The organism is Rhabdothermincola salaria, assembly GCF_021246445.1.
GTDB lineage: Bacteria > Actinomycetota > Acidimicrobiia > Acidimicrobiales > Acidimicrobilacustridaceae > Rhabdothermincola_A > Rhabdothermincola_A salaria.
This window is the reverse complement of sequence record NZ_JAJQXW010000003.1, coordinates 192320-219147: the sequence shown is the minus strand read 5'-3', so window position 1 is coordinate 219147 and position 26828 is coordinate 192320. Positions and strand designations below refer to the sequence as shown.

26 protein-coding genes are annotated in these 26828 nt (G+C 70.9%); 12 read left to right on the top strand and 14 right to left on the bottom strand.

Annotated features, from left to right (window positions below):
• Window positions 1-2 precede the first annotated feature (2 nt).
• Together amrB and amrS are read right to left on the bottom strand one after the other, a co-directional pair.
• Complete coding sequence (gene amrB, locus LUW87_RS14280) at window positions 3-830, bottom strand: AmmeMemoRadiSam system protein B (RefSeq protein WP_232671865.1); 828 nt, start codon at window positions 828-830, stop codon at window positions 3-5.
• A complete protein-coding gene (gene amrS / locus LUW87_RS14275) occupies window positions 827-1942 on the bottom strand; it encodes an AmmeMemoRadiSam system radical SAM enzyme (RefSeq protein WP_232671864.1) in 1116 nt (371 codons plus the stop codon). The genes amrB and amrS overlap by 4 nt, the downstream gene beginning before the upstream one ends.
• A gap of 158 nt (window positions 1943-2100) precedes the next feature.
• On the opposite strand from amrS, the gene LUW87_RS14270 reads away from it, so the two are divergent.
• The gene (locus LUW87_RS14270; RefSeq protein ID WP_232671863.1) at window positions 2101-5004 is read left to right on the top strand and encodes an SCO7613 C-terminal domain-containing membrane protein; all 2904 of its coding nucleotides are present in this window, start codon (window positions 2101-2103) and stop codon (window positions 5002-5004) included.
• A gap of 53 nt (window positions 5005-5057) precedes the next feature.
• A complete protein-coding gene (ppgK, locus tag LUW87_RS14265) occupies window positions 5058-5861 on the top strand; it encodes a polyphosphate--glucose phosphotransferase (RefSeq protein ID WP_232672068.1) in 804 nt (267 codons plus the stop codon).
• A 49-nt stretch (window positions 5862-5910) separates the two neighbouring features.
• On the opposite strand, the gene LUW87_RS14260 is transcribed toward ppgK, so the two are convergent.
• Window positions 5911-6270, bottom strand: coding sequence for a metallopeptidase family protein (locus LUW87_RS14260; protein ID WP_346742569.1), 360 nt, complete (start codon window positions 6268-6270; stop codon window positions 5911-5913).
• Window positions 6271-6346: 76 nt separating this feature from the next.
• Here LUW87_RS14260 and LUW87_RS14255 point away from each other — a divergent pair, with 76 nt between their 5' ends.
• Entirely contained in the window at window positions 6347-6829 is a 483-nt protein-coding gene (locus LUW87_RS14255; RefSeq protein ID WP_232671861.1) for a hypothetical protein, read from the top strand.
• 59 nt (window positions 6830-6888) lie between these two features.
• Here the strand turns inward: LUW87_RS14255 and LUW87_RS14250 are convergent, their stop codons facing one another.
• A complete protein-coding gene (locus LUW87_RS14250) occupies window positions 6889-8043 on the bottom strand; it encodes a fatty acid desaturase (RefSeq protein WP_232671860.1) in 1155 nt (384 codons plus the stop codon).
• Window positions 8044-8177: 134 nt separating this feature from the next.
• Between LUW87_RS14250 and LUW87_RS14245 the strand changes: the two genes are divergently transcribed.
• Window positions 8178-9086, top strand: coding sequence for an SDR family oxidoreductase (locus tag LUW87_RS14245; protein ID WP_232671859.1), 909 nt, complete (start codon window positions 8178-8180; stop codon window positions 9084-9086).
• An 81-nt stretch (window positions 9087-9167) separates the two neighbouring features.
• Window positions 9168-9698, top strand: a complete 531-nt coding sequence (locus LUW87_RS14240) for a carboxymuconolactone decarboxylase family protein (RefSeq protein WP_232671858.1) — start codon at window positions 9168-9170, stop codon at window positions 9696-9698.
• A gap of 52 nt (window positions 9699-9750) precedes the next feature.
• Here the strand turns inward: LUW87_RS14240 and LUW87_RS14235 are convergent, their stop codons facing one another.
• From LUW87_RS14235 to LUW87_RS14225, 3 genes are all read right to left on the bottom strand, one after another.
• Window positions 9751-10935 (bottom strand): PP2C family protein-serine/threonine phosphatase, encoded by a 1185-nt coding sequence (locus LUW87_RS14235; protein ID WP_232671857.1) that lies wholly within the window; start codon window positions 10933-10935, stop codon window positions 9751-9753.
• A 202-nt stretch (window positions 10936-11137) separates the two neighbouring features.
• Complete coding sequence (nucS, locus tag LUW87_RS14230; RefSeq protein WP_232671856.1) at window positions 11138-11797, bottom strand: endonuclease NucS; 660 nt, start codon at window positions 11795-11797, stop codon at window positions 11138-11140.
• A gap of 292 nt (window positions 11798-12089) precedes the next feature.
• Complete coding sequence (locus LUW87_RS14225) at window positions 12090-12593, bottom strand: hypothetical protein (protein ID WP_232671855.1); 504 nt, start codon at window positions 12591-12593, stop codon at window positions 12090-12092.
• Between the two features lie 195 nt (window positions 12594-12788).
• Here LUW87_RS14225 and LUW87_RS14220 point away from each other — a divergent pair, with 195 nt between their 5' ends.
• The 5 genes from LUW87_RS14220 (at window position 12789) to LUW87_RS14200 (ending at window position 15872) form a co-directional block, all read left to right on the top strand.
• A complete protein-coding gene (locus LUW87_RS14220; RefSeq protein WP_232671854.1) occupies window positions 12789-13028 on the top strand; it encodes a hypothetical protein in 240 nt (79 codons plus the stop codon).
• Window positions 13029-13211: 183 nt separating this feature from the next.
• On the top strand, window positions 13212-13670 hold the full coding sequence (locus LUW87_RS14215; RefSeq protein ID WP_232671853.1) for an RNA polymerase sigma factor: 459 nt from the start codon (window positions 13212-13214) through the stop codon (window positions 13668-13670).
• On the top strand, window positions 13670-14653 hold the full coding sequence (locus tag LUW87_RS14210) for a hypothetical protein (RefSeq protein WP_232671852.1): 984 nt from the start codon (window positions 13670-13672) through the stop codon (window positions 14651-14653). Before LUW87_RS14215 ends, LUW87_RS14210 begins: the two co-directional genes overlap by 1 nt.
• Window positions 14654-15191: 538 nt before the next feature.
• Window positions 15192-15500 carry a hypothetical protein gene (locus tag LUW87_RS14205; RefSeq protein ID WP_232671851.1) on the top strand — a complete coding sequence of 103 codons (309 nt, stop codon included), beginning with the start codon at window positions 15192-15194 and terminating at the stop codon, window positions 15498-15500.
• Window positions 15501-15620: 120 nt separating this feature from the next.
• On the top strand, window positions 15621-15872 hold the full coding sequence (locus tag LUW87_RS14200; protein WP_232671850.1) for a hypothetical protein: 252 nt from the start codon (window positions 15621-15623) through the stop codon (window positions 15870-15872).
• Between the two features lie 298 nt (window positions 15873-16170).
• Here LUW87_RS14200 and LUW87_RS14195 read toward each other — a convergent pair whose 3' ends face one another.
• From LUW87_RS14195 to LUW87_RS14180, 4 genes are all read right to left on the bottom strand, one after another.
• Window positions 16171-16689, bottom strand: coding sequence for a hypothetical protein (locus tag LUW87_RS14195; RefSeq protein WP_232671849.1), 519 nt, complete (start codon window positions 16687-16689; stop codon window positions 16171-16173).
• A gap of 272 nt (window positions 16690-16961) precedes the next feature.
• On the bottom strand, window positions 16962-17201 hold the full coding sequence (locus LUW87_RS14190) for a DUF2442 domain-containing protein (RefSeq protein ID WP_283251166.1): 240 nt from the start codon (window positions 17199-17201) through the stop codon (window positions 16962-16964).
• A gap of 18 nt (window positions 17202-17219) precedes the next feature.
• On the bottom strand, window positions 17220-18698 hold the full coding sequence (locus LUW87_RS14185) for an MFS transporter (RefSeq protein WP_232672067.1): 1479 nt from the start codon (window positions 18696-18698) through the stop codon (window positions 17220-17222).
• Window positions 18699-18886: 188 nt separating this feature from the next.
• Entirely contained in the window at window positions 18887-20512 is a 1626-nt protein-coding gene (locus tag LUW87_RS14180) for an ABC1 kinase family protein (protein WP_232671847.1), read from the bottom strand.
• Window positions 20513-20625: 113 nt separating this feature from the next.
• Here LUW87_RS14180 and LUW87_RS14175 point away from each other — a divergent pair, with 113 nt between their 5' ends.
• Window positions 20626-21951 (top strand): DUF2254 domain-containing protein, encoded by a 1326-nt coding sequence (locus tag LUW87_RS14175; RefSeq protein ID WP_232671846.1) that lies wholly within the window; start codon window positions 20626-20628, stop codon window positions 21949-21951.
• Window positions 21952-22005: 54 nt separating this feature from the next.
• Here LUW87_RS14175 and LUW87_RS14170 read toward each other — a convergent pair whose 3' ends face one another.
• Entirely contained in the window at window positions 22006-22797 is a 792-nt protein-coding gene (locus tag LUW87_RS14170; protein ID WP_232671845.1) for a 3'(2'),5'-bisphosphate nucleotidase CysQ, read from the bottom strand.
• Window positions 22798-22859: 62 nt separating this feature from the next.
• Between LUW87_RS14170 and LUW87_RS14165 the strand changes: the two genes are divergently transcribed.
• Entirely contained in the window at window positions 22860-23528 is a 669-nt protein-coding gene (locus LUW87_RS14165) for a maleylpyruvate isomerase N-terminal domain-containing protein (protein WP_232671844.1), read from the top strand.
• A 39-nt stretch (window positions 23529-23567) separates the two neighbouring features.
• Here LUW87_RS14165 and ettA read toward each other — a convergent pair whose 3' ends face one another.
• Window positions 23568-25244, bottom strand: coding sequence for an energy-dependent translational throttle protein EttA (gene ettA / locus LUW87_RS14160; RefSeq protein ID WP_232671843.1), 1677 nt, complete (start codon window positions 25242-25244; stop codon window positions 23568-23570).
• A gap of 100 nt (window positions 25245-25344) precedes the next feature.
• Window positions 25345-26805, bottom strand: coding sequence for a histone H1-like repetitive region-containing protein (locus tag LUW87_RS14155; RefSeq protein ID WP_232671842.1), 1461 nt, complete (start codon window positions 26803-26805; stop codon window positions 25345-25347).
• Window positions 26806-26828 lie beyond the last annotated feature (23 nt).

Below are 26828 nucleotides of genomic sequence, written 5' to 3'. Positions count from 1 at the left end.
GTTCAGCCCACGGCGAAGGCGCCGTAGCCGACGACGCGGTCCGGCTCGCCGGCCGTGTCGGCCGACGAGCGCAGGTCGAGCAGGGTGACCTTCGAGCCGTGGCGGCGGGCGGCCCAGAGCAGCCCCCGTAGGGGGTGGGCGCCGCAGGCGTCGTTGGGGCGGATCCGGTCCACCGCACCGGCGAGGATGGCCGAGGCGGTGCGGGCGTCGAGCCGGTCGGCGGTGGCCTGGTCGTGGTAGTGGCTGAGGTCCGAGCTCACCACCAACAAGGTCTCGGGTCCGCCCCAGAGACGCTCGACCACGGCGGCGACCTGCTCGGCCGTGGCGTGGCCCACCACGATGGGCAGCACCTGCCAGCCGTCCGGGCCGAGGACCCGCTGCAGGAACGGCAGGTGCACCTCCAGCGCGTGCTCCTGGGCGTGGGGGCGGTCGTCGAGGTGGACCCCACGGCAGTCGAGTGCCGCTCGGCGGGCGGCGTCGTCGACGGGCACGGAGCCGAGGGGGGTGGCGAAGGCGTCGACGCTCGGCACGGCCATGCCGCGCAGGGCCACGCGGTGCGCGGGGCCCAGCAGCACGACACGGCTGACCGTGCCCTTGCGCTCGGCGACGGCGGCGTAGGCCGTGCCTGCGACCGGACCCGAGTACACGTACCCGGCATGGGGTGCGACGAGGGCCTTCGGGCCCTTTCCTCCTGTCTCGACCGAGAGGGGGAGCCGGGGCAGCCGGGCGGCCCCCTCGGCCAGGTCGGCGTCGACCATGGCGGTCAGCGCTTCGGGATCGTCGGGGTAGAAGAGGCCGGCCACAGCGGCGGGCCGGGTGGTGGTGGTCATCGTCGCCGCACCTTTCCGCTCTTGAGCTCGACCGGGACGCGTCGTGCTCCCCATTCCCCGGGTGGCCCGTCGTAGACCCCCGCCACCGGTGCGCCGCAGTTGCGGCAGTGGCCGTCGCCGGTGAGCTTCCACCCCTTCAGCTCGTACCAGTCCCGCTCGATGACCGCTTCCCCGCACGCCGGGCAGGCGGTGGTGTCGCCCTCTCGGTCGTGCACGTTGCCCGTGTAGACGAAGCGCAGGCCGTTGGCCAGGGCGATGCGACGGGCCCGGGTGAGGGTCGAGGCCGGGGTGGCGGGCACGTCGCGCATGCGGTAGTCGGGGTGGAAGGCGCTGAAGTGGAGGGGTACGTCGGGTCCCAGGTGCTCGACGAGCCAACCGGTCATGGCGTCGAGCTCCTCGTCGCTGTCGTTCTGCCCCGGGATCAACAAGGTGGTGATCTCGAGCCAGGCATCCGTCTCGTGGTGCACGTACTCGAGGGTCTCGAGCACGGGGGCCAGGGCGCCCATGGCGATGTGGCGGTAGAACTCCTCGGTGAACCCCTTGAGGTCGATGTTGGCGGCGTCGACGACGTCGAAGAGGTCCTGGCGGGCGCCCTCGGAGACGTAGCCGGCCGACACCGCCACCGACCTGATGCCCTTCTCGCGGCAGACGTGGGCCGTGTCGACGGCGTACTCGAGGAACACCACGGGATCGTTGTAGGTGAAGGCCACGCTGGCGCAGCCCAGCTCGAGTGCGGCGTCGGCGATGGACTCGGGCGGTGCGGCGTCGGACAGGCGGTCCACCTCCTTGGACTTGGAGATGTCCCAGTTCTGGCAGAACCGGCACGCCAGGTTGCAGCCGGCCGTCCCGAAGCTCAGCACCGAGGTGCCCGGCAGGAAGTGGTTGAGCGGCTTCTTCTCTATCGGGTCCACGCAGTAGCCGCTCGAACGCCCGTAGCTGGTGAGCACCACCTGGTCGTCGACGCGGCCGCGGACGAAGCAGACCCCTCGCTGCCCCTCGCGCAGCTTGCAGGCGCGAGGGCACACGTCGCACTGCACCCGCCCGTCCTCGAGCCGGTGCCAGTGGCGAGTGGGAACGGTGAAGGGATCGTCGAGGCGTACGTCGTCGCCCATGTCTCGACCGTACGCCCGTGGCCTCCCTTTTCACAGGGCCCTATGGCCGGTACGTTGCCATGCTCGAGGGTGGTCCATCGGCGACGCCGGCTCGCACCGCACCCTCCCTCTCGGTCGCCGGGCGACCCTCGTGGACCTGGGGCGACGAGGAGCAGCCGATGCCCGACGACCGACCACCCGGAACGACCGGCCCCGAACCGCCGACCGACCCGTTGGCCGCCATCGACGACCAGCTGCGGCACCTGGCGGCCGCCCGTCGGGCGCTGATCGAGGACAGGGAGCAGCGGTTGGCCGCGCTGGCGGCCGAGGAGCAACGCCTCCTCGCGGCGCGAGCCGAGGTGGTGGGGCGACCCCTCGAGTCGTCCGCGTGGTCGGCCCTCCCCCCGCCCCCCGCCTACGTGCACCTCCCGCCGCCCCCGGCCGGGGCCATCCCCGCGGATGGGGTCCCGTCGCTCCCGCCATCGCCCCCGGCCACCCAGGGAGAGTGGCGACCGCAGGCCCTGCGCAACACCCTGCTCGCCGTGGGAGCCGTGCTGTTGGCCCTCGCCGCCCTCGTCTTCGCGGTGGTGGCGTGGCCCCGGTTGGGCGACGGCGGACGGGCGGCGCTGCTGGCCGGGGCGACGTTCGCCGTCGCCGCGCTCACCGTGGCCGCGGCCCGACGCCTCCCGGCCACCGCCGAGGCGCTGGCGGGGGTGTTGCTGGCCCTGGTGGGCGTCGACTGGTTGGCCCTACGCCGGGTGGGGGTGGGAGCCGAGCTGCCCCTCGACGTCTGGTGGGTGGCCGGCCTGGCCCTGGTGGGTGCCATCGGCGTCGGTCTCGGCGCCGGCCTCCGTCTGGCGGTGGGCCGTCAGGTCGGGCCGTTGGTGCTCGGCGTGGCGCTGGGTCTGGCTCTCACGGTGCCCCGCTCGGCGGTCGCCGCCGCGGTCGGCGCCGCGGCCCTCGCCGCGGTGGTGGCCCTCGCCGGCGCCCGCCTCTCGAGGGTCCTCTCCTGGCGCGACGGCGCGAGTGCGGTCACCACCGTCGCCTGGCTCTTGTGGGCCGAGGGCCTCGTGGCCACCGGGTTCGTGGCCGCCGACCGGGGTGCCGGCCCGGTGACCGCCGCCGTGCTGGCGACGTCGGGCGTGCTCCCGCTCGCCACCCGGTGGGCCTGGCGGCGGGTCCTCGACCCGGCCCTCGGTGTGCTCCTCGTGACCACGTCGGCCCTCGTCGTGCTGGTCGTCCCCCTGGTGGCCGTGGCCGATCTCGTGTCGGGTCCATGGCTGGCCACCATCGCGGTGGCGTCGGGTGCCGTGGCCGTGGTGGCGGCCCGTGTCGGGCCGTCGTGGTTGCGGGCCGGATCCCTGGTCGCCGGTGTCGTCGTCGCGGTTCCGGCTCTCCTCGGGACCGTCGACGTGGCGGTCACCGCCGGCGCGTCGGCCTGGCTGCTGCTCGCCGACCCGTGGGCCACGGGCGCCACCGAGGCCTTCCGCACCAACGTGCCGGCCGTCGACGCCGTCGACGTCGTGCGCTACGAGACCATCGGCGGCACGGGCGCCGCCGCCGTCGCCCTCCTGGTGGTGGCCGCCACCGCCTTGGTCGCCGGTCTGGATCGGCTCCCTGGTCGTCGTCTCCTCGACCGGGAGGCCGGCGTCGCCGCGGCGGTGGCGACCACCGGGGTGGGCCTGCTCCTCGCGGTCGTGGGCGCCGGCGCCTCCTATGCCGTGTTGGCGCTGCTCGGGGTCCTGCTCTCCACCGTGGCCGTCCATCTCCTGGCTCGGTGGTGCCGATCGCCCTGGTGGGCGCTGGCGGCGGCCCCTCCGCTGGTGGCGGCGGCCGGGTGGTCGTTGGCCGACGCGCCCCTCACGCTGGCGGTGGTGGGTCTCACCGGGGCGCTGGCCGGCGCCTCGGCCTGGCTCCTGCCCCGACTGCGACTCGCTCTCGTCGCCGTGGCGGTGTCATCCCTGTTGGGCGTGGCCCCGGCGGTCGTGGTCACCGTCGAGGACGCCCAGGTCACGGCCGCCCTCCCGATGGTCGTGCTCACCACCACCATCGGGGCGGCGGCGGCGCTGGTGTTGGCGACCTCGGTGCGCCCGTGGGGTCGCGAGCTGCGGCTCGTCGTCGCCGCACCCGCCACCGCCGCCCTCGCGCTGGCGGCGTGGGGCGCCGAACCGGCCTGGGCCGAGCAGCGCTGGCCGGTCGCCGTGGCGCTGGGCGTGGCCGCGGCCGCGGCCCTCGCCGTCACCGCGCTCACCCCCATGCGCCGTGTCGCCCAGGGGGCGGTCGGCGTGTTCGCCCCGGTGGCGTCCGGGGCCGCCGCGCTCGGGGTGCTCGCCGGCGGGTGGAGCCCGGAGGTGGGCGGGGCGATGGCGGTGCTGGTGGCTTCGGCCACGGTCGCCGCCACCCCCCATGTGTTGGCCCGGCACCTGCATCCTGCGGCGGGGCTCAGCGCTGGAGCCGTGGTCCTGGTCACCCTGGCCGGCCTCGCGGCCCGGAGTGTCCCCTGGCCCGGTGACGGGGCGCACGCCCTCGCCGTCGGTCTCACCCTCGGCGCCGCCGGCGCAGCCATCGCCGGTCTGGAGCCGACGTGGCGACGACTGGAGCTGGTGGCGCTCGCCCTCGCCGTGGTGGCGAGCTGGTCGTGGCTCGGCATCGCGGGGGTCGGGGTCGTCGAGGCCTACACGGCGCCGACCGCGGTGGTCTGCCTCGGCGCGGGCTGGGTCGGGCGCAGGGGCGACCGCTCCCTCAGCTCGTGGTTCGCCTACGCCCCCGGCCTCCTGGTGGGCGTCCTGCCCAGCCTCGTCCTGGCCCTCGACGGCGACGGGAGCCGGGCGGTCGGCGTGGCCGTGGTCTGCCTGGGCGCCCTGGTCGTCGGCACCGAAGGCCGGCTCCAGGCACCGGTCACGCTGGGTGCGGTCGGGCTGGTCGTGATCGGGTTGCACACCGTGGCCCCCGTCGCCGCGCAGATCCCCCGGTGGGCGGTCCTGGCCGTGGCCGGGGTGGTGTCGCTGTGGCTCGGCGCCACCGTCGAACGGCGCCTGCGCCAGGCTCGGCGCTGGGTCCACCGCTTCGGCGACCTGGCCTGAACCGGGCCCTGCCCGCCCCCTCGACGCGTCCGCACGTGGCAGACTCCCGCGCCATGAAGGCTCTGGGCATCGACATCGGCGGCACCGGCATCAAGGGGGCCGTGGTCGACACCAAGCGGGGCCGGCTGCTCACCGATCGGCTCCGCCTCCTCACCCCCAAGCCGGCCACGCCCGATGCCGTGTCGACGGTGCTCGCCGAGTGCGTCAAGCACTTCGACTGGGACGGCCCCATCGGGTGCACGTTCCCTGGTGTCGTCAAGGGGGGCATGGTCCACACCGCCGCCAACCTCGACGACGCCTGGGTGGGCTTGCACGCCGCCGAGCTGTTCACCAAGGCCACCGGTCGACCGGTCACGGTGGTCAACGACGCCGACGCGGCCGGCGAGGCCGAGGCCCGCTTCGGTGCCGCCCACGGCGAGCCCGGGCTGGTCATCGCCCTCACCCTGGGCACCGGCATCGGCAGCGCGCTGGTGGTCGACGGACGCCTCGTGCCCAACACCGAGCTCGGGCACCTCCCCTTGCGCGGCGACGGGGCCGAGAAGTGGGCGGCCAACTCCGTGCGGGAGCGCGACGAGCTGTCGTGGGAGGACTGGGCGGCCCGGGTCAGCGAGTACCTGGTGATGCTCGAGGACCTGTTCTGGCCCGACCTGTTCATCCTCGGCGGTGGGGTCTCGAAGAAGGCCGAGCACTTCGTCCCGCTGCTGACGTGCCGCACCGAGGTGGTGCCCGCCGAGCTGCTCAACCAGGCCGGCATCGTCGGGGCGGCGTTGGCCGTGCACCGCCACGTCGACAAGCACGGCGACGAAGGCCAGGCGTTGCCGTCGACCAAGAAGAAGCACCACCACCACAAGCACTGACCACCGCGAGGAGGGGCGGGCCTCGCGCCGACCCGCCCGCGGCGATGGCTCAGTCCCAGCCCAGCTCGACCAGACGGTCGTCGTCGATGCCGAAGTGGTGGGCCACCTCGTGCACGACCGTCACCAGCACCTCTTCCACCACGTCGTCCTCGTCGCGGGCCAGCCGGCAGATCGGGAGGCGGTACACGGTGATGCGGTCGGGGAGGGGCAGCTCGCCCCAGCCCACGCCGTACTGCTCGCGCTCGGTGAGGGGGATGCCCTCGTACAGCCCGAGGATCCCCTCCTCGTGGTCGTCCTCGACGAAGACCACGACGTTGTCCATGAGCTGGCCCAGGGCGGGGGGCAGGGCGTCGAGGGCGTCGGCGACGAGCTCCTCGAAGCGGTCCAGGCTGACCTCGATCACAACCATGACCGTACCGGCCGGTGGCCTCTGGCAAGATCCGGCTCGGGATGTCTCCGTCCCCGCTCGTGTGAGGAACGTGAACGTGAACGTCGTCGTCATCGTCCTGATCGCCATCGTGGTGCTGCTCGCCGTGGCCGCGCTGGCGTTCAACCCCATCCTGCAGAAGCGGGCCGACGCCGCCATCGCCGAGGCCCGCGACGCCCTCGGTGGTCGTGATCGGGTCCGGCTGATCGAACCCAAGGCCGTCGGCTTCGGGTCCGAGCCCGAGGAGGCCGGCGGGCTACGGGGCCAGGGCGTGCTGGCGGCCAGCGACGACACCTTGGTGTTCGTCACCTGGGCGCCGCGGCGCACCCATGTGCTGGCCCGTTCGGAGATCACCTCGGTCTCCACGTCGGCGCCCGACGCCCGGGTGCTCGAGAAGGCGGCGCTCATCGTCGGCTTCGACGATCCGCAGCATCCGGGCACGGTGTCGTGGCGGGTGGCCGAGATCGCCCGTTGGCTCGACGCGCTCGGCTACGACTGGGGTCCGGAAGGGCGTCCCGACCTCGACCCCGACGGCGAGTAGCCGACCTTCCCCGCTCAGGAGGGGGAGGCTCCTCGACCAAACCCGTTGACCGGGGCGGGTCAGGCTCCCGGCGCCGTGGCCAGGCCGGCGGAGGTCGGCTGCTCGGCCTGGGTCGGGGGCGCGGCGGCGAGGTGCTCGCGGGCTTGGCGGTAGGTGAACCACCGGCCCTCGTCGAAGTCGTAGAGCCGGCACTTGCGGGTGTTGGCAACGAAGTCACGGAAGCGCAGCGGCTCGTCGTGGACCGTGCCGGGGAAGGCCTCGTCGATGGCGGCGGTGGCCAGCTCGAGGTTGTACATCGGGATGCGCATGTCCACGTGGTGGGGGACGTGGACCATGATCCAGTGGAAGAAGAAGTTGAGCCCGAAGCGGGCCCGCAGCACCGTGGTGCCCTCCATCTGGCCCTTGAACTTGGTCCACTCGCGCCGGCGGTACCAGCGGATGTCGGGCTGGATGTGGTGGACGTGCACGAACGTGGCGATCACGTAGGTGAAGGCGAGGAAGGGCACCACCAGCACCTTCACGACCATCCACACGGCACCGACCACGGTGCCGTCCATGGCCCACCCGAGGGCGCCGAGGGCGAGGGTGGCCAGGGCCACGAACGACCACACCAGGATGCGGTCGCGGCGCACGGCGGCGGCCCAGCGCTTGGGCGGGGCGCCGACGATCATCTTGTGCCACCACACCTCGCGCAGGTAGTAGGCGCCGGCCCCGAGCCAGGACCACTCGATGCGGTGGCGCAGCCGGCCCAACGGCGACATGGCCGCGTACTGCTCGGGGGTGTAGGGGTGCCACACGAAGTCGTACCCCTCCCGCACGGTGTAGGCGTGGTGGATGCGGTTGTGGCCGAGAACCCAGCCTTCGTAGACGTGCCAGGCCGGGAGCATGGCGATGGTGCCGACCACCCGGTTCATCCGCTTGCTGGCGAACAGCGCGCCGTGGGCGGCGTCGTGGGCGATGACGAAAAGCCCGGAGATGACCAGGCCCGACAGCACCCACAGGGCCACCACCGCGATGGGGTTGTCGACGAGGATCAGGCCGGCCACCACCAGCGCGTAGAGCACGAGGTCGCGGGCCAGGTAGGCGAGGCCCTTCCACGTTGGGTTCTCGTAGGCCTCGGGGGGGATGACGTCGAGGACGGGCTTCAGCGAGCCTCGGGCCGGGGCCTCGGGTGCCGCTGGTTCCAGGGTGGGCGTCGAGTCGGTGGCGGTCACGGCGACAGCCTACCGACTGGTCGGTAGGTGGGGACGGTTTTCTCGGTCGGGGCCCCGGTGCCGGCCCGGGAGGGCCCGCGTAGTCTCGTCGTACGACCGACCGGCGAGGGGCGCCGGCGACGAAGGAGACACAGATGGCACGACTGTGCGAGGGACGGGTCTGCATCATCACGGGTGCGGGGCGGGGCATCGGGCGCGAGTACGCACTGATGCTGGCCGAGCACGGCGCCAAGGTGGTCGTCAACGACATCGGGGGTGCGGCCGACGGCACCGGCACCGACGCCGGTCCGGCCCAGCAGGTCGTCGACGAGATCGCCGCCGCCGGCGGTGAGGCGGTGGCCAATACCGACGACATCAGCGAGTGGGCCGGCGCCGAGCGCATCGTGGCCCAGGCGGTCGAGCACTTCGGCCGCCTCGACGTGCTCGTCAACAACGCCGGCATCCTGCGCGACCGCATGTTGGCCAACATGAGCGAGGGCGAGTGGGACGCGGTCATCAAGGTGCACCTGAAGGGCACGGCCGGGCCGGCGCACTTCGCCGCCGCTCACTGGCGGGAGCGCTCGAAGGCCGGCGAGGAGGTCGACGCCCGCATCGTGAACACCACCTCGCCCTCGGGCATCTACGGCAACGTCGGCCAGACCAACTACGGCGCGGCCAAGGCGGGCATCGCCAGCTTCACGATCATCGCCGCCGACGAGCTGTCCCGCTACGGCGTGACCGTCAACGCCATCGCCCCGGCGGCACTCACTCGCCTCACCGAGAACCTGGGCATGGGGCAGGCCTCCGACGAGATGAAGGAGCAGCTGTCGCCGAAGTGGATCGCCCCGATCGTCACCTGGCTGGCCTCTTCGGAGTCCAAGGGCGTCACCGGGCGGGTCTTCGACGTGAGCGGCACGCACCTGGCGGTGGCCGAGGGCTGGCACCGTGGTCCCACCGTCGAGGCGCCCACCCACGACCCGAGCGCGATGGGAGCCGTGGTGGAGTCGCTCATGGCCGATGCCCGGCCCAACGCCGACATGTTCGGCCAGGACCGCCAGGCCTGATCCGACCGACGCCGAGGCCAGGACCGGGTTCGCTCCCGCCCTGGCCTCGCCGCCTTCAGTACCTACGAGAGGGGTAGTGCGATGGACGAGTTCGTGCCGTTGGTGCCGGTGGAGGAGCTGCCCGACGACCTGCGGGCGCAGTGGGAGGGAACCCAGCGGCCCGGCCTGCGCGACTTCATCCGGATGATGGCCCACGCCCCGGACCACTTCCGGCGCTACAACGAGGTCTATGGCCAGCTGCGCTTCGACAACCACCTCGGCCCTCGTCTCACCGAGCTGGTCCGCATCGCGGTGGCCCAGACCACCCGGTGCCAGGTGTGCATGGCGGGGCGCCACCCGGCGGCCGTCGAGGCCGGGCTCACCGAGGAGCTGGTGGCCGAGATCGGCGAGGGCGAGCGTCGCGACATGACCGAGGCAGAGTTCGCCGCGGTCACCTTCGCCACCACCTTCGCCACCGACCACCTGTCGATCACCGAGGCCGACAAGGCCGAGCTGCGCCGCCACTTCACCCCCGAGCAGATCGTCGAGATCGGTCTGCTGTGTGTGATGTGCCTGGTCGGGCGCTTCTCGGCCCTGGCCGGCCTCGAGGAGCAGTGGTGCCCGATCGAGTGAGCTCGCCTGGTCGGGTCCCCGATTCCGGCTCGGACCGGTCTCCCTCCTCGGTCTAGGAGCTGGTGTGCTGCCCGCGGTACTCGAGGTGCAGAAGGGTGGCGTCGTCGCTGAGGCCGATGCCGTTGTGGTGCACGATCGACGCGGACAGATGGCGGACGGTCTCGGTGGGATGCACTCGGTCGAGCGTGGCCCGCTCCAGGTAGTCGATGAGGCGGGGCAGCCCGAACGGCTCACCGTCGGCCGACCTCGTGTCGGTCACGCCGTCGGTGTAGAAGAGCACCCGATCACCCGGCTGGAGGTGATTGCTCGCCACCTCGACCACCTCGCCTCCGAGTCCCATCGGGAGCGATGGCCGGCAGTGCAGCTCGCCCACGCAGCGTCCGCCGCGCACCAGTAGCGGAAGGGGATGGCCGGCGTTCAGCCAGGAGAGTCGGCCCGTCGCCAGCTCGAGCGAGGCGATCTGACCGGTCACGAAGCTCGAATCGTGCCACTCCTCGGCGAGCAGCTCGCCGGCGTGGAGGTAGGCGGACTCGAGCGGGATCTGCTCTCGGCGGGCGTTGCGGAGCGTGTTGATGGCGAGCACTGATTTCAGCACTGCCGGCATCCCACGGCCCACGGCATCGACGATGCTGAACTCCACGTGATCGCCGTTCACTGCGTAGTCGAAGGAATCACCGCCGATCGAGTAGGCCGGTTCGAGCATCCCGCAGATCGACACCTCGTCGGTCACGTACGACAGCGGGGGCAGCAGATCCCACTGGATCTCGGCCGCCACCGAGAGGGGCTCGCTTCGGCGACTCCGGAAGAGGGCATCCGTGTAGCGCCGCTTGCTGAGCACGATGAGCGTCAGCATGTGGGCCGTGGCCTCGATCCCGGGGAGCATCTGCTCGTCCCAGGAGGTGAACTCCAACTGGAGGACGCCGACGCGTTCGCTGTCCTCGGTCAGTGGCACCCAGACGGTGATGGGGCCGTCGCCGGACACCACGACCTCCTCTCGCACGAACGCTCGTCCCGCGAGCGTGCCCTCGATCGGGGTCTGGCGAGCATCCGGATCGGTGTCACCGAGCTCGTGGAGGGACAACACGGCGTAGTCCGCGACGAGCAAGCGGACCGACGCGGCCCCGAGTGCGCTTCCGGCCGCGATCACGATGGCCGCCAGATCACCCGCGGGCATCGTCGATGCTGTCTGGGCGAAGGCCTCGACCGGGTCGGTATCGCCCGCCGTGTCAGTGGTCATCGACTCCCCCGAAGTTGGCCGACGGACGACCGAGGTCGCTCTCGGTGCCGCTGACACCGGGCCGGAGCCTATGCGCGCCCGATCAGCGGGAGGCAGGCCGGGCGGGGACGAGGCCGAGAAGGCTCGGTGGTGCGGACGGGATGGTTCGGCGTGACCCAGCAGCGGCGGCGGGCGTGCCGCTTCCCTCTCTGCGGGGCAGGGGTCAGAAGAGCTTCAGGACGTTGGACTCGATGCCACGGAGCTCGTCGTAGTCCACCTCGACGCAGTCGATGCCGCGATCGGCGGCCAGGACCTTGGCCTGGGGCTTGATCTGCTGGGCGACGAAGATGCCCCGCACCGGCCGGAGGGTGGGGTCGCGCTCGAGGCGCTCGAGGTAGCGGGCCAGCTGCTCGACGCCGTCGATGTCGCCCCGCCGCTTGACCTCGACGGCGATGGCCCGGCCGTCACCGTCGCGGCAGAGCAGGTCGACCGGGCCGATGTCGGTGGGGAACTCCCGGCGGACCAGCACCAGGCCGTCGGCGATCGTGTTGGGGTCGGCCGCCAACAGTTCCTGGAGGTGGGCCTCCACGCCGTCCTTCTGCAGCCCCGGGTCGAGCCCGAGCTCGTGGGCCGAGTCGTGGAGGACCTCCTCGAGGGTGATCGTGAGGGTCTCGCCCTTGGGGTTGGTGACCACCCAGCGGCCCTCCTCCTCCACCAGGCGGTTCGGCGCGTTCATCCAGTTCAGCGGCTTGTAGGCCCCGCCGTCGGCGTGGATGGCCACGCACCCGTCCGCCTTCACCATGATCAGGCGGGGAGCGAGGGGGAGATGGGCCGACAACCGGCCGTCGTAGTCCACCGAGCAGCGGGCGATGACGAGACGCATGACCCCGCCAGGCTAGGTGAGCCGATGACTCCGCTCGGCCGTCCCATATCGGCACATTGATGGCACCCCCGGCGCCACCGAGCCACCGAGCCACCGAGCCACCGATGGACTGTGGTGCGATGGGCGTGGGCGCCGAGCTAGTGCGGCGAGGCGGCGCTCCGTGGCGTGTGAGATTGGTCAGGTCGCTGGTGGCAGGACCGTGAGGTGCCCATCAGCGCCAATGACGGCCCCAGGTCTCGCAGGGACGGGAGCCGACGGCGAACCCCCGCCTTGCGTGACCGGTCGTTGGGGGTCAGTTGATGAAGACAACGTCGGTTTCGCCTTGGCGGCACGACTGGAGGCGTTCGGCCTCGGCGCCGATCATCGAGGCCAGATTCGCGTCGAGGGATACGCGGCCCCCGGCATCCTCGAGCCGATCCCCCGGCCGGTGGAGGGACCCGTCTGGGAAGCGAACCGCGTCACCTTCGGCTTGGGTGCCTTTCGGCCATGCGACCAGGGCTCGCCCTTCGTCGCCAATGAGGTCAATCCCCCAGCAGTGCCCGTCGCTGTCCAGGTCGCCGATGATGATGGCCTCCATCCCGCCGATGTCTCCCCCACCACCCCAGGTGATCGGCGGCGACACTACGTCTGAGGTGCCAGTCGCGGCAGGAGCCTGCGTGGTGGTGGTCGTCGCCGTGCTGTCCGTCGTCGAGCCACACCCAGCCAGAGCACCCGTGAGACCAATCGCCACCACACCGACACGCACGTACTTCGACACTGCGATCGCCGGGAGCAGCACGTTGACCTTGTCCACCATGAGTCCTCCGCCAGGAATGCCCCTCCCCCGAGAGGCGCCTGCAACGTAACCCGGCCGTCGAACTACCGCAATGAGTCCTGTCGTGGACCACACGACGAGGCGCCCACCTCACCCCCGGCACGCTGGTTCTGACAGTGCCCCTGATCGCCGGGTCTTGGGGACCTCTCAGGAGTACCGACAGGGTAGGTGTGCCTCATGGCGGATGACGGAACACGGGACTGGCCTTGGTGGCGACGCCGGCGCTGGCTGGTGCGGCTTCTCGCCTTCGGATCCGTCGTGGCCCTCGTACGGGGTGTCGTCGAGGAAGCCGAGGCGGCCCGGTGGATCTACTTCAGTGTCGTGCTCGGCATGCTGGTGGTCGCCGTTGGGATCTGGGCCGCACTCGAGGCGATGTATAGGAAGGACCGAGGGGCTTCGGGCTCGGGTGTCCGCTAACGCCGGCTGGGTGACGCGAGCACGACCCTTCTCGTTGCTGCACAACCCGCCTGGGCACCGTCGAACCCCCCTCCGGGTGTCCTGCAGTGGTGCCGGGCGGGGCGGGTGGCCTTCGGTGTCGCGGATCTCGGTGCGTTGTTGCCTCTAGGTACTGTGAGCAACGGAGGGCGGACGCTGGAACCGATGGTGGAGAACGACCAGAGCTTCGACGAGTTCGCCGTCAAGGTGGGCGTCCCGCTCCGTCAGGCGCTGATCGGCGCGCTCGGCCCGGACCGCGGTGAGGACGGCCACGCGCTGGCCATGGCCTACGCGTGGGAGCACCGGCATCGGGTGATGGCCATGGAATCCCCGGTCGGCTACCTGTTCAAGGTCGGCCGCTCCCAGACCCGCGTTCGCCGCAAACGGATCCCTCCGCAGTACCTGCTGCCGGTCGAGGCGCCCCCAGAGTACGAGCCGGCGCTCGCCTCCGCCCTCGGGCGACTTCCGGAGAAGCAACGCCTCGCCGTGTTCTTGGTGGTCGGCTGCGGTTGGTCCAAGGCCGACGTGGCCCGGATGACCGGACGATCCGAGTCCACCATCGGCACTCTCGTGAGGCGGGGCCTCTCCCGGCTTCGCCGTGACCTCAAGGGAGAGGAGGCGTGATGAGTCGACCACTCGAAGAACAACTCCGAGCCCTCGCCCACCGCAACCTGTCAGGAGTCGACATCCAAGACGCGACGGCCGTGGGCGACTACGCCACCCAACCTGAGGTCCTGGCCCGTGGCCGACGGTCCATCGTCTTTGCCGTGGCCGCCATGGTGCTCGTCGTCGGGGGCATCGCCGCAGTCGTGCTCACCCGCGACGACGCGTCAATCCCGGTGACATCGGGCGCGGGGAGCTACCTCGTCCCTCCCCTCGACGCGACGGACATCTCGGGGATCCAGGTGCCGGGCGGCTCCACGATCAACTTCACCGTCGACGGACAGCCCTACCAGCTGACCCAGCTCGACTTCGCCGGCGAACAGCCCTCCGAGGAGTACCTGGAGCTGAGGGCGGCAGGAGCGGAAGCCATCGAAGTGGACGGGATCGGCTCGGTGTACGTCCACTGCGGCCATGAGCCCACGATCGATGATGAACCGGGACCGCAGGGCAACGCAGCGGCCACCGCGGTGTGGCTCGAGGGGTCCCTGTCCGTGGACCTGCTCGTCCGAGGCGACGACACCGGACGCCTCTGCGCAGCGCCCGACATCGGCTCTAGCCCGCTGGTCGAAACCATCGGGGCCCTCGGACGCGTGGATGACCCCGGGTGGCGGGCCTTCGTCGCCGCCAACGGAATCGAGGACGTCTCAATCTCGGCCGAACCCGCCAGATCGTGCCTCTCGGCCGGAGAGGGGGAGGTGTGCGCCGAGCGCGACGGCACCGTGCTGCTCACCGCCAGCGGACTCGAACCGGGGTCGACGTTCACCTACGAGGTCCAGCTCGCCGGACAACTCGACTCCACGACCAACGAACTGGTCGTGGCCGCCGACGGCAACCTCCCGGGTGCTCTCGGAGTCATGTCGGTGATCCCGCTACCCGTGACAATCACCGTCTCCGCGACCAGCGCCGACGGCCAACCAATCAGTGGCCCCCTATCAGTGCAGTGACACAGGCCCACCACCCGACCGCCCGGTCTCCCTGGTGCCCAGATCGCCGGCCATAGGGGGACCTCTCGGCGTCGACGAGACTCCGAGTGGCCTGCGATCTACACGCGCCAGACAACGCCGCCCAGCTTCCGCACTGTCCCGACGCAGAGCAGGACCACGGCCACAAGGAGCAGGGTGGACCACCAAGGCTCCCACCAGGCCAAGTCGTGGATCAGGGGTAGAGCTGACGAGCCCGACTCGCTCCGGCACACGGGCGGGTCTAGCCCCATCCAATCTCCGGGATCGAAGAAGTAGCCCATCGGGCAGCTGATCCGAGCCGCCTCCCTCTGCCACAAGTGAAAGGCGAGGGCCACCCCGATGACGATGAGACCGGTGGTTGCAAGGAGTCCGACCAGCACCACTCGCACCGTTGCGCGAGCCACCCTCCCCACCGGTTGAACCACTTCCACTCGGGCGACGCTAACCGGGACCTGCTCGCCGCCACGCTCGCGTCTCAGAACGCCGGAAGGAAACCAGGTCTGATCGGTAGGGTCCGAGCGTGCGCGTCACTCCTGTGGATGAACGAGACTGCGGCTGGGAGGACCACGGAGCAGTCTTCCGGGTGTACGTCTTCAGCGGAGCCGGCCCGTCCTACTCGGCCGAGACCTTCGACATCAGTGACTCAGATGTGAGTGAGGTCATCGCTTGGGCACGTACCGAGGCGGGTCCCGATCGGCGGTGGTCGATCGCACTGGTCCGCGATTTGATGCCGGACGGGACACCAGAGCGGGGGCTGGTCTGGCTGATCGGTAGAGACTTCAACGACGCACCGGATGACGAAGACCAGGGACGGCGCCTGCACTTCTGACAGCACGACGTGTCCCTTTCGCCGGGACAAGGAGATGCTCCTGGGTGGCGGCAGCTGATCGATAGGTTGGGCCCTATGGCGGCGGCGCGGGACGAGCTAGTCCGACGATGGTCGGCAGCGATGCGCGAGGTCGAGGTGTTGGAGCCATGGCTGACTGAGAGCCACTGGGACGGGAACTACTGGGATGACGTTGCAACACGGGTTGTAGACGAGGTCGGAGCGGCGCCGGATCCAAGAGCTGCACGCGCCGCCCTTGAGGCAGCACTGCGCGCCACGTTCCCGGGCGCGAAGCTCCGGAGCAGCAATGGCCTCTATCGCGATCACCTGGGCCAACGCCTCGATCTCATCGTCTCCGAGGCTCTCCACGAGTAAGCCAAGTGCCTCTGAACGCCGGGAGTGGGTGACACGGGAACCGGAGAGAGGCCCGCGTCGTCTCACGCTCGGACGCGTTTGCCAGCCCATCGGCGCAGCTGGGACGCTGAGGAGAGCCGTGACACCTGAGACGAGAACGCAGTGGATCATCGCCGCTTTCTTCGTGGCCCTCCTGGTCTTTGCAGTGGTCGTTGGAACCCGCTGCACTCGCCAGGACGGCGACGCAGGTCCGGCACATCCATCTGGCGTCTTGGTCGCTCGTTCCCAGCCGGGCGCCCCGTAGCACCGGCTATGCGGGTCACGTTCTAGGCCACAGGATCCTCGAACGGCCCGCGGCGTCGACGATCGGAGTGGCGTCGACATCGATGGCCACTTCGTCAAAGTGATCGGGCCAGTCGGCATGGATCGTCATCGGTCCCGGTGGCGGTAGACGGAAGCACCAGAGCTCGGTGGCTTGCCGGTACTGGGACCCGCCGCTGCCGCGCGTTCGCAGCACGTGCCCGGTCGGCACACCTTCGGCGTCGAAGCCTGGCCTCTCCGAGGAGGCCGCTGCGGCCGAGATGGTCGTCGATGACCACCCGCCGGGAGCTCCGCCGCCAGGTACTGCTGGAATCCCTGGCTGCTCGGTGGTGACGATGGATCCGTCGACGAACTCAAAGCCAAGTCGCGGACCGTTCATGAACATGGGCCGCTGGTGCATCTGTGAGAAGTCAACCGGGATGTTCGGGTTGCGCATCTGTACCAAGTCGAACGTGAAGCCGTTGGAGAAGGCGTGCACGTTGTCGAAGACGACGGCGTGCTCGTCGGTGACCGCCAAGACCACTGACATGCCGACTGAGACCCCGAGAGTGTCCTCCGCGGGCCGATCCCACACTGGTGGGCCCCACTTCGGGGGCTCCATCGGCATCCCGGTCGGGGAATCCGGCGGAGGTCCGAAGAAGGACATGGCACGCGCTCCCATCGGAGCAGCCGCGGTTCGCATCTCCAGCCGATGCGCATGAGTCCCGCGCTGCCCTATGCCCCGGAGGTTACGAGTTGGGGGCGGTCATCGCCGGGCGAGCATCTCCGAACGCCGGATGGAGGTGCCTTTCAGGCGAGGCTCAGGGCTTGCTCGTGGAGGGCCTCGGGAGCGAGGTCAGCGCCGTTCGGCCAGACCACGGTGCCGAGTTCGCGATCCATCGCAACCCGGGCGAAGAACTCGACGTCGCGAAGTGGCTCGAACATCGGTCCCCGTGGGTTCGCACAACGGTCGGTGAGGTCCACGTCACCGACCAAGCCGTCGGCGAAGGTCAACCGGAGGCGATACCCGCCGAGGTGCTCGCGAGCCAGGCCCGAGTCGGCGGTGGGTCATGCCGTTGCGTCGAGGGGAACGGCGGGATCGAGTGGCTGAGGTCGGTGGCGAGGCAGGAACACGACCGCCATGGTCTGCAGCAGGGCCAGACCGACGGCGATCCACTGCACGTCGGTGATGGCGGTGAGGTAGGCCGCCTTGTCGGTGGACTCGGCGATCGCGCCGTAGAAGACCATGCCGAAGAAGGCGATGCCCACCGCACCGGCGAGCTGGAGGCTGGTGGACTGCACCCCGGCCGCCGCCCCGGCGTAGGCCGGGGGCACCTCGTGGAGCACGATGCTCATGGTCGACGCGATCGAGATGCCCGAGGCGAAGCCGAGCAGGGCGATGCCCGGGAGGAGGTGGGTGGCCTCGACCGTGTCGGGGGACCCGGCGGTGGCCACCAGGACCAGGATCGACGACAGGCCGGTCAGCAGCCCGCCCACGGCGACGGCGCCTCGGCCCAGGCGGCGAACCAGTGGAGCGGCGAGCAGCGCACCGAACATGTTGGCGAAGGGCATGGGAGCGGTGAGCAGCGCCGCCTCGAACGGCGTGCGCCCGAAGCCGGACTGGATGGTCAGGATCATGTAGATCGGCACCGCGTAGGTGATCAGGCTGACGGCGACGGTGATGAGGTTCCCGACCCGGAACGACGAGATGGCGAACAGCGTCGGGTTCACCAGCGGATCCCCGCCCCGGTCGATCACCCGCCGTTCGTAGGCGAGGAAGGCGAGGAAGGCGGGGACGGACGACCCCAACATCACGACGAGCCACAGCGGCCATCCGGCGTTGCGACCCTGGATGGCCGGGAACATCAACAAGAAGGCGGTGATGCCCAGCGCGGCGGCGCCCACGAGGTCGAGACGCCCGGCGGTGCCCCGGAAGGTGCGGGGCAGCACGCGCCAGGCGGCGACGAGCGTCGCCAGGGCGAAGGGGATGGACGGGAGGTAGGCCCAGCGCCAGCTCAGGCCCATGAGGTCCGACGTGATGAGGGCACCGGTGACCAGCTGGCCGAGCATGAACGAACCACCGGTGGCCATCAAGAACACGGCGAAGGCCCGGGTGCGGCCGTGGCCCTGGAACAGGCGCTGGATCGTGGCCGACAGCTGCGGGGCCATGACCCCGGTGGCCACGCCCTGCAGGAGTCGGGCCACGAGCAGGACGGGGGTGGTCGGCGCCACCGCGCTGAGCACCAGGGCGGCCACCACGGCGCCGTAGCCGAGCAGCAACAGCCGTCGGGTCCCGAAGAGGTCTCCCACGCGTCCGGCGAGGATCAAGACGAGAGCGAAGCCGAGGGGGAACAGCGAGGCGTACCACTGGATGGCGCTGCTGGAGGCCCCGAGGTCGGCGCTGATGGCCGGTAGCGCCATCGGCGCCGCGCCCTGCACCATGCCCGAGGCGGCCTGGGCGCAGATCACGACGACGAACGCCGCCGTCGCCAGCTCCCGCCAGCCGCCCTCGCCGGATCGGGCCGCCGTCGGCTCCACGACGGACATCTCGGTCACGGCTGGTCCCATCCCCCTGCGTCGGTCGAAGCGCTTCACAGTAGGGGTCGCAGGGTGTGCTTCCGCCAACCGGGGACCGGTGCGCCGGGGTGTTGGTCAGCCGGCTCCGGGTGGCTCTCGACGGTCCGCGGCGCGGGCGAGCACGACGTCGCCGAGGCGGTGGCGCCCGACCACCACGCTCAGGAGACCTCGCGGTCCTCGAAGCGGGAGCGGATCAGCTCACGCCGGGCCTGCAGCTCGCGGTAGGTGAGGCGCTCCATGCCCGGGTCGACGCCGAACCCGGCCTTCACCCCGGTGAAGTCGAACTCGACGCCGGCGGCATCGACCCCGATGTCGGTGAAGATCCGCTGGCCGTGGGTCTGGGTGAAGTGCATGGCGATGCTGGTGATCTCGGCGAAAAGGTCGAGGTCGGGGGCGAGGCGGGCGATGGCCCCGTCGAGGAACACCAGGTTCTTGACGTAGAGCATGAGCTCCTTGGGCATCCGGGCGCCGTAGCCCAGCAGCAGCTTCACCACCCGCTGGATCTCGTGGATCATCTCGTCGGGCGTCAACGACGTCGGGTCGATGGGGGCGCCTTCGAGGTCGAGATCGACGATGACCTGTTCGAGGTCGGTGTCGAGGGGCAGCGCTCCCAGGTCGCGCAGGGCGGCCAGCTGGGTGCGCACGTCGTTGGTGGTCGCCCCCAGCAACAGGCGCAGGAACGCCAGGCGCTGCGCCTCCCCCATGCGCCCGGTGATGCCGAAGTCGAGCAGGGCGGTGCGGCCGTCGGCCATCACGAACAGGTTCCCGCCGTGCAGGTCGCCGTGGAAGATGCCACAGATGAGGGCCCCTTCCATGAACCCGATCATGCCGGTGCGCACCACCGCGTGGGTGTCCACGCCGGCGTCCTTCATGGCGGCGACGTCGTCGAAGTTGAAGCCGTCGAGGCGCTCCATGACGAGCACACGGGGGGTGACGAGCTCGGGGTGGGGGCGGGGCACCACGTAGCCGCGCTGCCCGAGCTCGACGAACGACGCCGCCACGTCGAGCATGTTCTGGGCCTCGAGCCGGAAGTCGAGCTCCTCGGTGATCGTCTCGGCGAACAGCTCGACCAGCGCCGGCGGGTTGGCCAGCGCGGCGATCGGGATGCGGCCGACGAGGAACGGGGCCAGCCACGCCATGACCTCGAGGTCGGCGTGGACCCGCTCGCCCACGGTGCGCCGCTGCACCTTCACCACCACCTGCTCGCCGGTGTGGAGGGTGGCGGCGTGCACCTGGGCGATCGATGCTGCCGCCAACGGCGTGCGCTCGAACGCGGCGAAGACGTCCTCGAGGGGCCGCCCGAAGTCGGTCTCGATGATGGTGCGCACGTCGCGGAACGGTTGGGGCGGGACCTGATCCCGGCACTTCTTGAACTCGGTCACCAGCTCCTCGGGGAAGAGCCCCTCACCGGAGGAGATGATCTGACCGAGCTTGATGTAGGTGGGGCCGAGGTGCTCGGCGGCGATGCGCAACCGTCGAGAGAGGCCGGCCCGGCTGAGCTCGCGTCCCTTGCGCCGGTCGATCAGGTACCAGGGCAACAGGGCGGTGCCGAGGCGGCGCACGACGGTGAAGACCCGACGACCGCGTGGGAGTCGGCGAGGTCGGATGAGGTCGGGGAGCTGGGCCCGGGTGACCCAGCGCACGGCGTCGACGGCCTCCCGCCAGGGCATCACCTCGGGGTCGACCAGCCACGGCGGGTCGTCGGAGAAGGCCCCGATCGACAGGTCGTTCGGGGCATCGTCCTCGGGGCGGGAGAGGGGCTCGGTGGGGGGAGTCACGGCCATCGGGGCCGAGTGTACGGAGCGGGTCCCCGGCTGCCTCGGTCGGGCGCACAGGTGCCGGGCGGGCCGACGAGGTCCCTCCCTCGCGGCGGCGGTTCGGTCAGACTCGCGAGGCCATGTCGAGCACGGTCGCGCCCATCGAACGACGCAACACCCAGCGGTCGCAGTGGGTCGAGACGATCCGCTCCTCGCTGTGGGTCGTCCCCATGGGGTGCCTCGCCGTGGCCTTCGTGTTGGGGCTGGTCAGCGAGGGGATCGACGAGGCCATCGCCTACGAGCCCGAGGCCGACGCCACGTGGTGGTCGGTCGAGGACGCCCGCGCCGTCATCACGACCATCGCGCCGGCGTTGCTCACCTTCCTCGGTGTGGTGTTCTCGATCACCATCGTGGCCCTGCAGCTGGCCAGCCAGCAGTACTCGCCCCGCCTGCTGCGCACCTTCGTGCGGGCCCCCCTGACCAAGTTCACGCTCGGCATCTTCCTGGGCACGTTCCTCTTCGCCTTGATGGTGATGCTGCAGCTCGACGCCGGTGCACCCGGCCTCGAGGGCGAGCTGGGCCGCGACCCCTTCGTCCCCGTCTTCTCATTGCTGATGGTGGTCTTGGGCACGATGGGTTGCCTCGTCGTGTTCGTCTTCTACGTGCACGCCATCGTGCGGGCCATGCAGGTGAGCGTCGTGGTCGAGACGATCGCCGAGGAGACCCGCCGGGCGGTGGTCGCCAACCGGGCGGCCACGGGTCACGACGAGCCGGTCGAGGTTCCCGAGCTGGGCCCGATCACCTCGGTGGTGCACTGGCGCCGGCGGTCCGGGGTCCTGCAAGGCGTCGGCATCCCCCCGCTGGTGGAGCTGGCGGTGGCCCACGACACGGTGATCGAGCTCACCACCGAGATCGGGGTGCACGTGCACCACGGCCTGCTGGTGGCCCGGTTGCACGGTGGCACCCCGGTCGATCCCGCCCGGTTGGCTTCTGCCTTCCACCTCGGCGTCGAGCGCAACCTCTACCAGGACCCCTCCTACGGGCTGCGCCAGCTCGTCGACGTGGCCTCCAAGGCCCTGTCGCCGGCGGTCAACGACCCGACCACGGCCCTCCAGGCGTTGGAGCGCGTCGAGGAGCTGCTGGTGCTGGCCGCCGGGCGGGAGGACCCCGACGGCATCTACCACGACGACGAGGGCGTGGTGCGCGTCGTGCGGCCAGTGGCCACCTTCGGCCGCCTGCTCGACCTCGGGTTCACCGAGATCATCTTGTACGGCGCGTCCTCGCCCCAGATCTCGCGGCGGCTGGTGGCCGCGCTCGACGCGGTGCGGGCCGCGGCGCGACGACCCGACGACCAAGCGGCGGTCGAGGTGCTGCGTCGTCTGCTCACCGAGGAGGTCGCTCGCCACGTGCCCGACGGCGAGTGGCGAGAGCGGGCGATGGCTCCCGACCGGCTCGGGTTGGGCTGAACGAACCCGAGAGGTCACCAGCGCCCGGGGGGCGGCGGCCGACCGCGACCTCGTTCAGACCTCGCCCGCGGCCGCCACTGCCGCCAGCACGTCGTCGGCCAGCTCGGCCCGGCACACGACGAGGTCGGGGAGGTAGGGATCGGCGTTGTTGTAGCGCAGGGGCGAGCCGTCGAGCCTCGACACGTGCAGCCCGGCGGCCAGCGCCACCGCCGCCGGCGCGCAGTTGTCCCACTCGTACTGACCGCCGCCGTGCACGTAGACGTCGGCCTCGCCCCGCACCACGGCCATGGCCTTGGCGCCGGCCGAGCCCATGGGGAGCAGCTCGCCGCCGAGCGAGGCGGCCACGGCGGTGGCGAGGGCCGGCGGACGGCTCCGGCTCACGACCAGGCGCACGGGCGCGCCATCGGGTCGGGCCGGCACGGTGGCGGCCGGCGCGCTGGCGAGGGTGAGGTCGAGCCCGGGGAGGGCCACCGCCCCCACGACCGGGACACCGTCGACGGAGAGGGCCACGTGCACGGCCCAATCGTCACGTCCTTCGCCGAACTCGCGCGTGCCGTCGAGCGGGTCGACGATCCACACCCGAGACGCCCGGAGTCGGACCTGGTCGTCCTTGCCCTCCTCGGAGAGCACGGCATCGGCGGGTCGGGCGGTGGCCAGCTCGGCCATGAGCCAGTCGTGGGACCGCAGGTCGCCGGCGTCCTTGATGGTCCGCTCGTCGGCCCCTTCGGCGGAGAGCTCGGAGCGCAGGCCCAACAGCAGCTCCCCGGCCCCGGTGGCCAGGCGGGCGGCCAGGGCATGGTCGTCGGCGGTGTCGGTGGGGTCGTGTCGTTCCGGGGTGGCGCTCACCTCCGTACCCTAGGGTGCCGGTCCACGACCGGGGGTCGGTCGGCGTGACGAGAGGGGACGTCGTGGGGGATCTGTTCGAGGCATACGACCGCGTGCGGATGCGCATGATCGAGCTGGTCGAGGGGTGCGATCCGGACGAGTTGGCCCGCACCGTCCCCGCCTGCCCGGACTGGTCGGTCACGGATCTGGTGGCGCACTGCAGCGGGCTGCCCGCGGCCCTCTCGTCGGGCGACGTCCCCGGCGGCGAGCTCCAGGCCTGGCTCGACGGCCTGGTCGAGGCCCGCCGGGGCCGGTCGCTGGCGTCCCTCGTCGAGGAGTGGACGAGCATCGACGAGGGCCTGCGAGGTCTGCTGTCCGGTGGGGCCGGGCTGCTCTTCGACGACCTGGCCGTGCACGAGCACGACCTGAGGGGCGCCATCGGCCGTGCCGACTACGACGCCCTCGACGTGGACATGGTCCTGCCTCGCACGCTCGCCGGCCTGACGGCCCCGTTGGAGGCGGCCGGTCTCGGGAGCATCGAGGCCCGGTGCGGGGTGCGGACCTGGCGGTCCCACGACGCCCCGCCCGGGTGGGTGCTGGTCACCACTCCGTGGGAGGTGACCAGGGCGGTCAACAGCCGCCGCACCGCCGACGAGCTGCGCGCCCTGCCTCACGAGGGCGAGGTGGAGCCGTATCTCGCCGTGCTCGACGCCCACCTACCGTTGCCCACCGAGTCGCTGGGAGAGGCCTGAGCCGGGCTCCGGGGGACGGTCCCGCCCGGAGCCGACGGCTCACCGCAGCAGCGGCTTGTACTTGATGCGATGGGGCTGATCGGCCTCGGCGCCGAGCTCCTTGTGGCGGAAGGCCTCGTACTCGCTGAAGTTGCCCTCGAACCAGCGCACCTGGGAGTCGCCTTCGAAGGCGAGCACGTGGGTGGCGATGCGATCGAGGAACCAGCGATCGTGGCTGATCACGACCGCACAGCCGGGGAACGACTCGAGGCCGTCCTCGAGGGCGCGCAGGGTGTCGACGTCGAGGTCGTTGGTGGGCTCGTCGAGCAGCAGCACGTTGCCGCCTCGCGTCAGCACCTTGGCCAGGTGGACGCGGTTGCGTTCACCGCCCGAGAGGACGCCGACCTTCTTCTGTTGGTCGGATCCCTTGAAGTTGAACGAGGCCACGTAGGCCCGGCCGTTCATCTCGCGTGGCCCGAGCTTGATCACATCGCGCCCGTCGGTGATCTCTTCGTAGATCGTCTTGTCGGGATCGAGGATGTCGCGGCTCTGGTCGACGTAGGCCAGATCGACCGTCGGGCCGACCGTCAGCGAACCGGCGTCGGGCTGCTCCTGCTCGGTGAGCATCCGGAACAGCGTCGTCTTGCCGGCGCCGTTGGGTCCGATGACGCCCACGATGCCGGCTCGGGGCAGGGAGAAGCCGAGGTCCTCGAAGAGGAGGCGATCGCCGTATCCCTTGGTGAGCCCGTCGGCCTCGATGACGAGGTCCCCGAGACGATCGCCGGGCGGGATGTAGATCTCGAGCTTGTCGCCGCCGCCCTGGCTGGCCTGGCTCTCGGCGAGCAACTGCTCGTAGGCCCCGAGACGGGCCTTGCTCTTGGCCTGCCGGGCCTTGGGGGCCATGCGCACCCACTCGAGCTCGTGGGCGAGGGTGCGGGCGCGGGCCGAATCGGCCTTCTCCTGCTGGCGCAGCCGCTCCTGCTTCTGCTCCAGCCACCCCGAGTAGTTGCCCTCGAACGGGAACCCGCGCCCGTTGTCGAGCTCGAGGATCCACCCGGCCACGTTGTCGAGGAAGTAGCGGTCGTGGGTGATGGCCACGACGGTGCCGGAGTAGTCGCGCAGGAAGCGCTCGAGCCAGGCGACCGACTCGGCATCGAGGTGGTTGGTGGGCTCGTCGAGGAGCAGCAGGTCGGGATGGCTGAGCAGCAGGCGGCACAGGGCCACCCGGCGGCGCTCGCCGCCCGAGAGGTTGGTGACCTCGGCGTCGGACGGCGGGAGGCGCAGCGCGTCCATGGCGATCTCGATGGTCCGCTTGAGGTCCCAGGCGTTGCTGGCCTCGATCTTGGCCTCGAGGTCGGCCTGCTCCTCGCCCAGCTTCTCGTAGTCGGCCTCGGGGTCGGCCCACTTGGCCAGGACCTCGTCGTAGCGTTCGAGCAACGTGGCCGTCTCGCCGAGACCGTCCATGACGTTGCCCATCACGTCCTTGTCCGGATCGAGGTGGGGCTCCTGCTCGAGGAGCCCGACCGTGAAGCCGGGGCTGAGCCGAGCCTCACCCGTGTAGCCGTCGTCGACGCCGGCCATGATGCGCAACAACGAGGACTTGCCGGACCCGTTGGCGCCGATCACGCCGATCTTGGCGCCGGGATAGAAGGACAGGCTGATGTCCTTGAGGACCTCGCGGTCGGGCGGGTGGAAGCGGCCCACCTTGTGCATGGTGAAGATGAATTGGGCGCTCATGGGTTCCGAGGCTACCGAGGCCCTGCGGACCCGCCGACGGGCCTCGGACGCGACGGTGCCCCGCCTCGGGCGGGGCACCGATCACGACGGGAGCTGAGGGTCAGCGGCGACGCGAGGTCGTCTTCTTGGCGGGTGCCTTCTTGGCCGCGGTCTTCTTGGCGGGTGCCTTCTTGGCGGGCGCCTTCTTGGCCGCGGTCTTCTTGGCGGGTGCCTTCTTGGCGGGCGCCTTCTTGGCCGCGGTCTTCTTGGCGGGTGCCTTCTTGGCGGGCGCCTTCTTCGCCGCGGTCTTCTTGGCGGGTGCCTTCTTGGCGGGCGCCTTCTTCGCCGCGGTCTTCTTGGCGGGTGCCTTCTTGGCGGGCGCCTTCTTCGCCGCGGTCTTCTTGGCGGGTGCCTTCTTCGCGGGCGCCTTCTTGGCCGGGGCCTTCTTCGCTGCTGGGGTCACCGTCGCCTCCTCGGCGTGTTGATCGGATCGCGTAGTTGTACCAACTGCGTCAACGTCCGTGGTGGTTGGTGCCCCCGATCGGCGACCGCGACGCGGCTTCGTTGCCGCGGAAACAGAGTCGGCCGGCGGCCCGTCCGATGTCGTGGGGGGACGATGCTGAGGCGACTCACTGGATGGGGCTGTCGTCGTCTCGGCGTCGTCGTCGGGGCGAGGCGAGCTGATCGGCGGAGCGTCGACCATGGCCAGGTCGATCCCGCGTCGGGGGGTATCGAGGGAGTGGACGGCGAACAGCCGGCGTTCGCCGATGGTCATCAGGTCACGAGCCCGCTTCGGCGGTGGGTCGCCCATCAGCTTGAGAGGCACGTAGCAGCGGGCGCCGCCGGCCTCGACGTAGGCGCCGTGGGAGGAGAACGTCTCGACCTTGCCCTCGAGGGTGCTGCCGATCGGGTGGGCGGCCACGAACTCGATGAAGGGAAGGGGTTCGTTGAGGGGCTCGGCCGGCTTCTTGGCGGGACGGTTCCTCCGCTCCTTGGACTGCTTCGAGTCCTTGGACGAGCTGTCGCCGGCGGTCTTGGTCTCGCCGCCGCCCTTGGGGCGCTTGGACTTGCCTTCGCTCTGCGAGCGCCGCCGGCCGTCGTCGCTCTTCTCGCGCGGTCGGTCCTTGTCCTTGGCCTCGCGCACCGCTCGGCGGCTCACCGGGCCTCGCACGGGCGACCGCAGCAGGAACACCCAGCCCACGCCGGGCACCGGTTTGCCGCCGATCAGGCGACCCTCGTCGAACACCCAGGGATGGGCGGGGTGCAGCTCCTGGAAGGAGTCGTTGGACAGGACCGTGGCCCCGACCTTCTCGGCGATCTGCAGGATGAAGGCATCGCCTCGGCCGATGGCCCCCGCGGGGGGCGTCACCAGCTCGCCGGCGAGGATCGCCTCTTCGTACTCGGCGCGCTCGGATGGCTCGATGCGGTTGGGGAAGGTGGCGTCGACGACGACCGTCAGGGTCTCGACGGCGTGCTCGTCGAGGAAAGCCTTCACTGCGTCGTCCAGCTGGCGCAGGCTGGGGCTGGTGCGCCCCTCGGTCGCGATGTTCGATCCATCGACGACCACGTGGGATCGGATCATGTGGGTTGTCGGCTCTTCTGTGT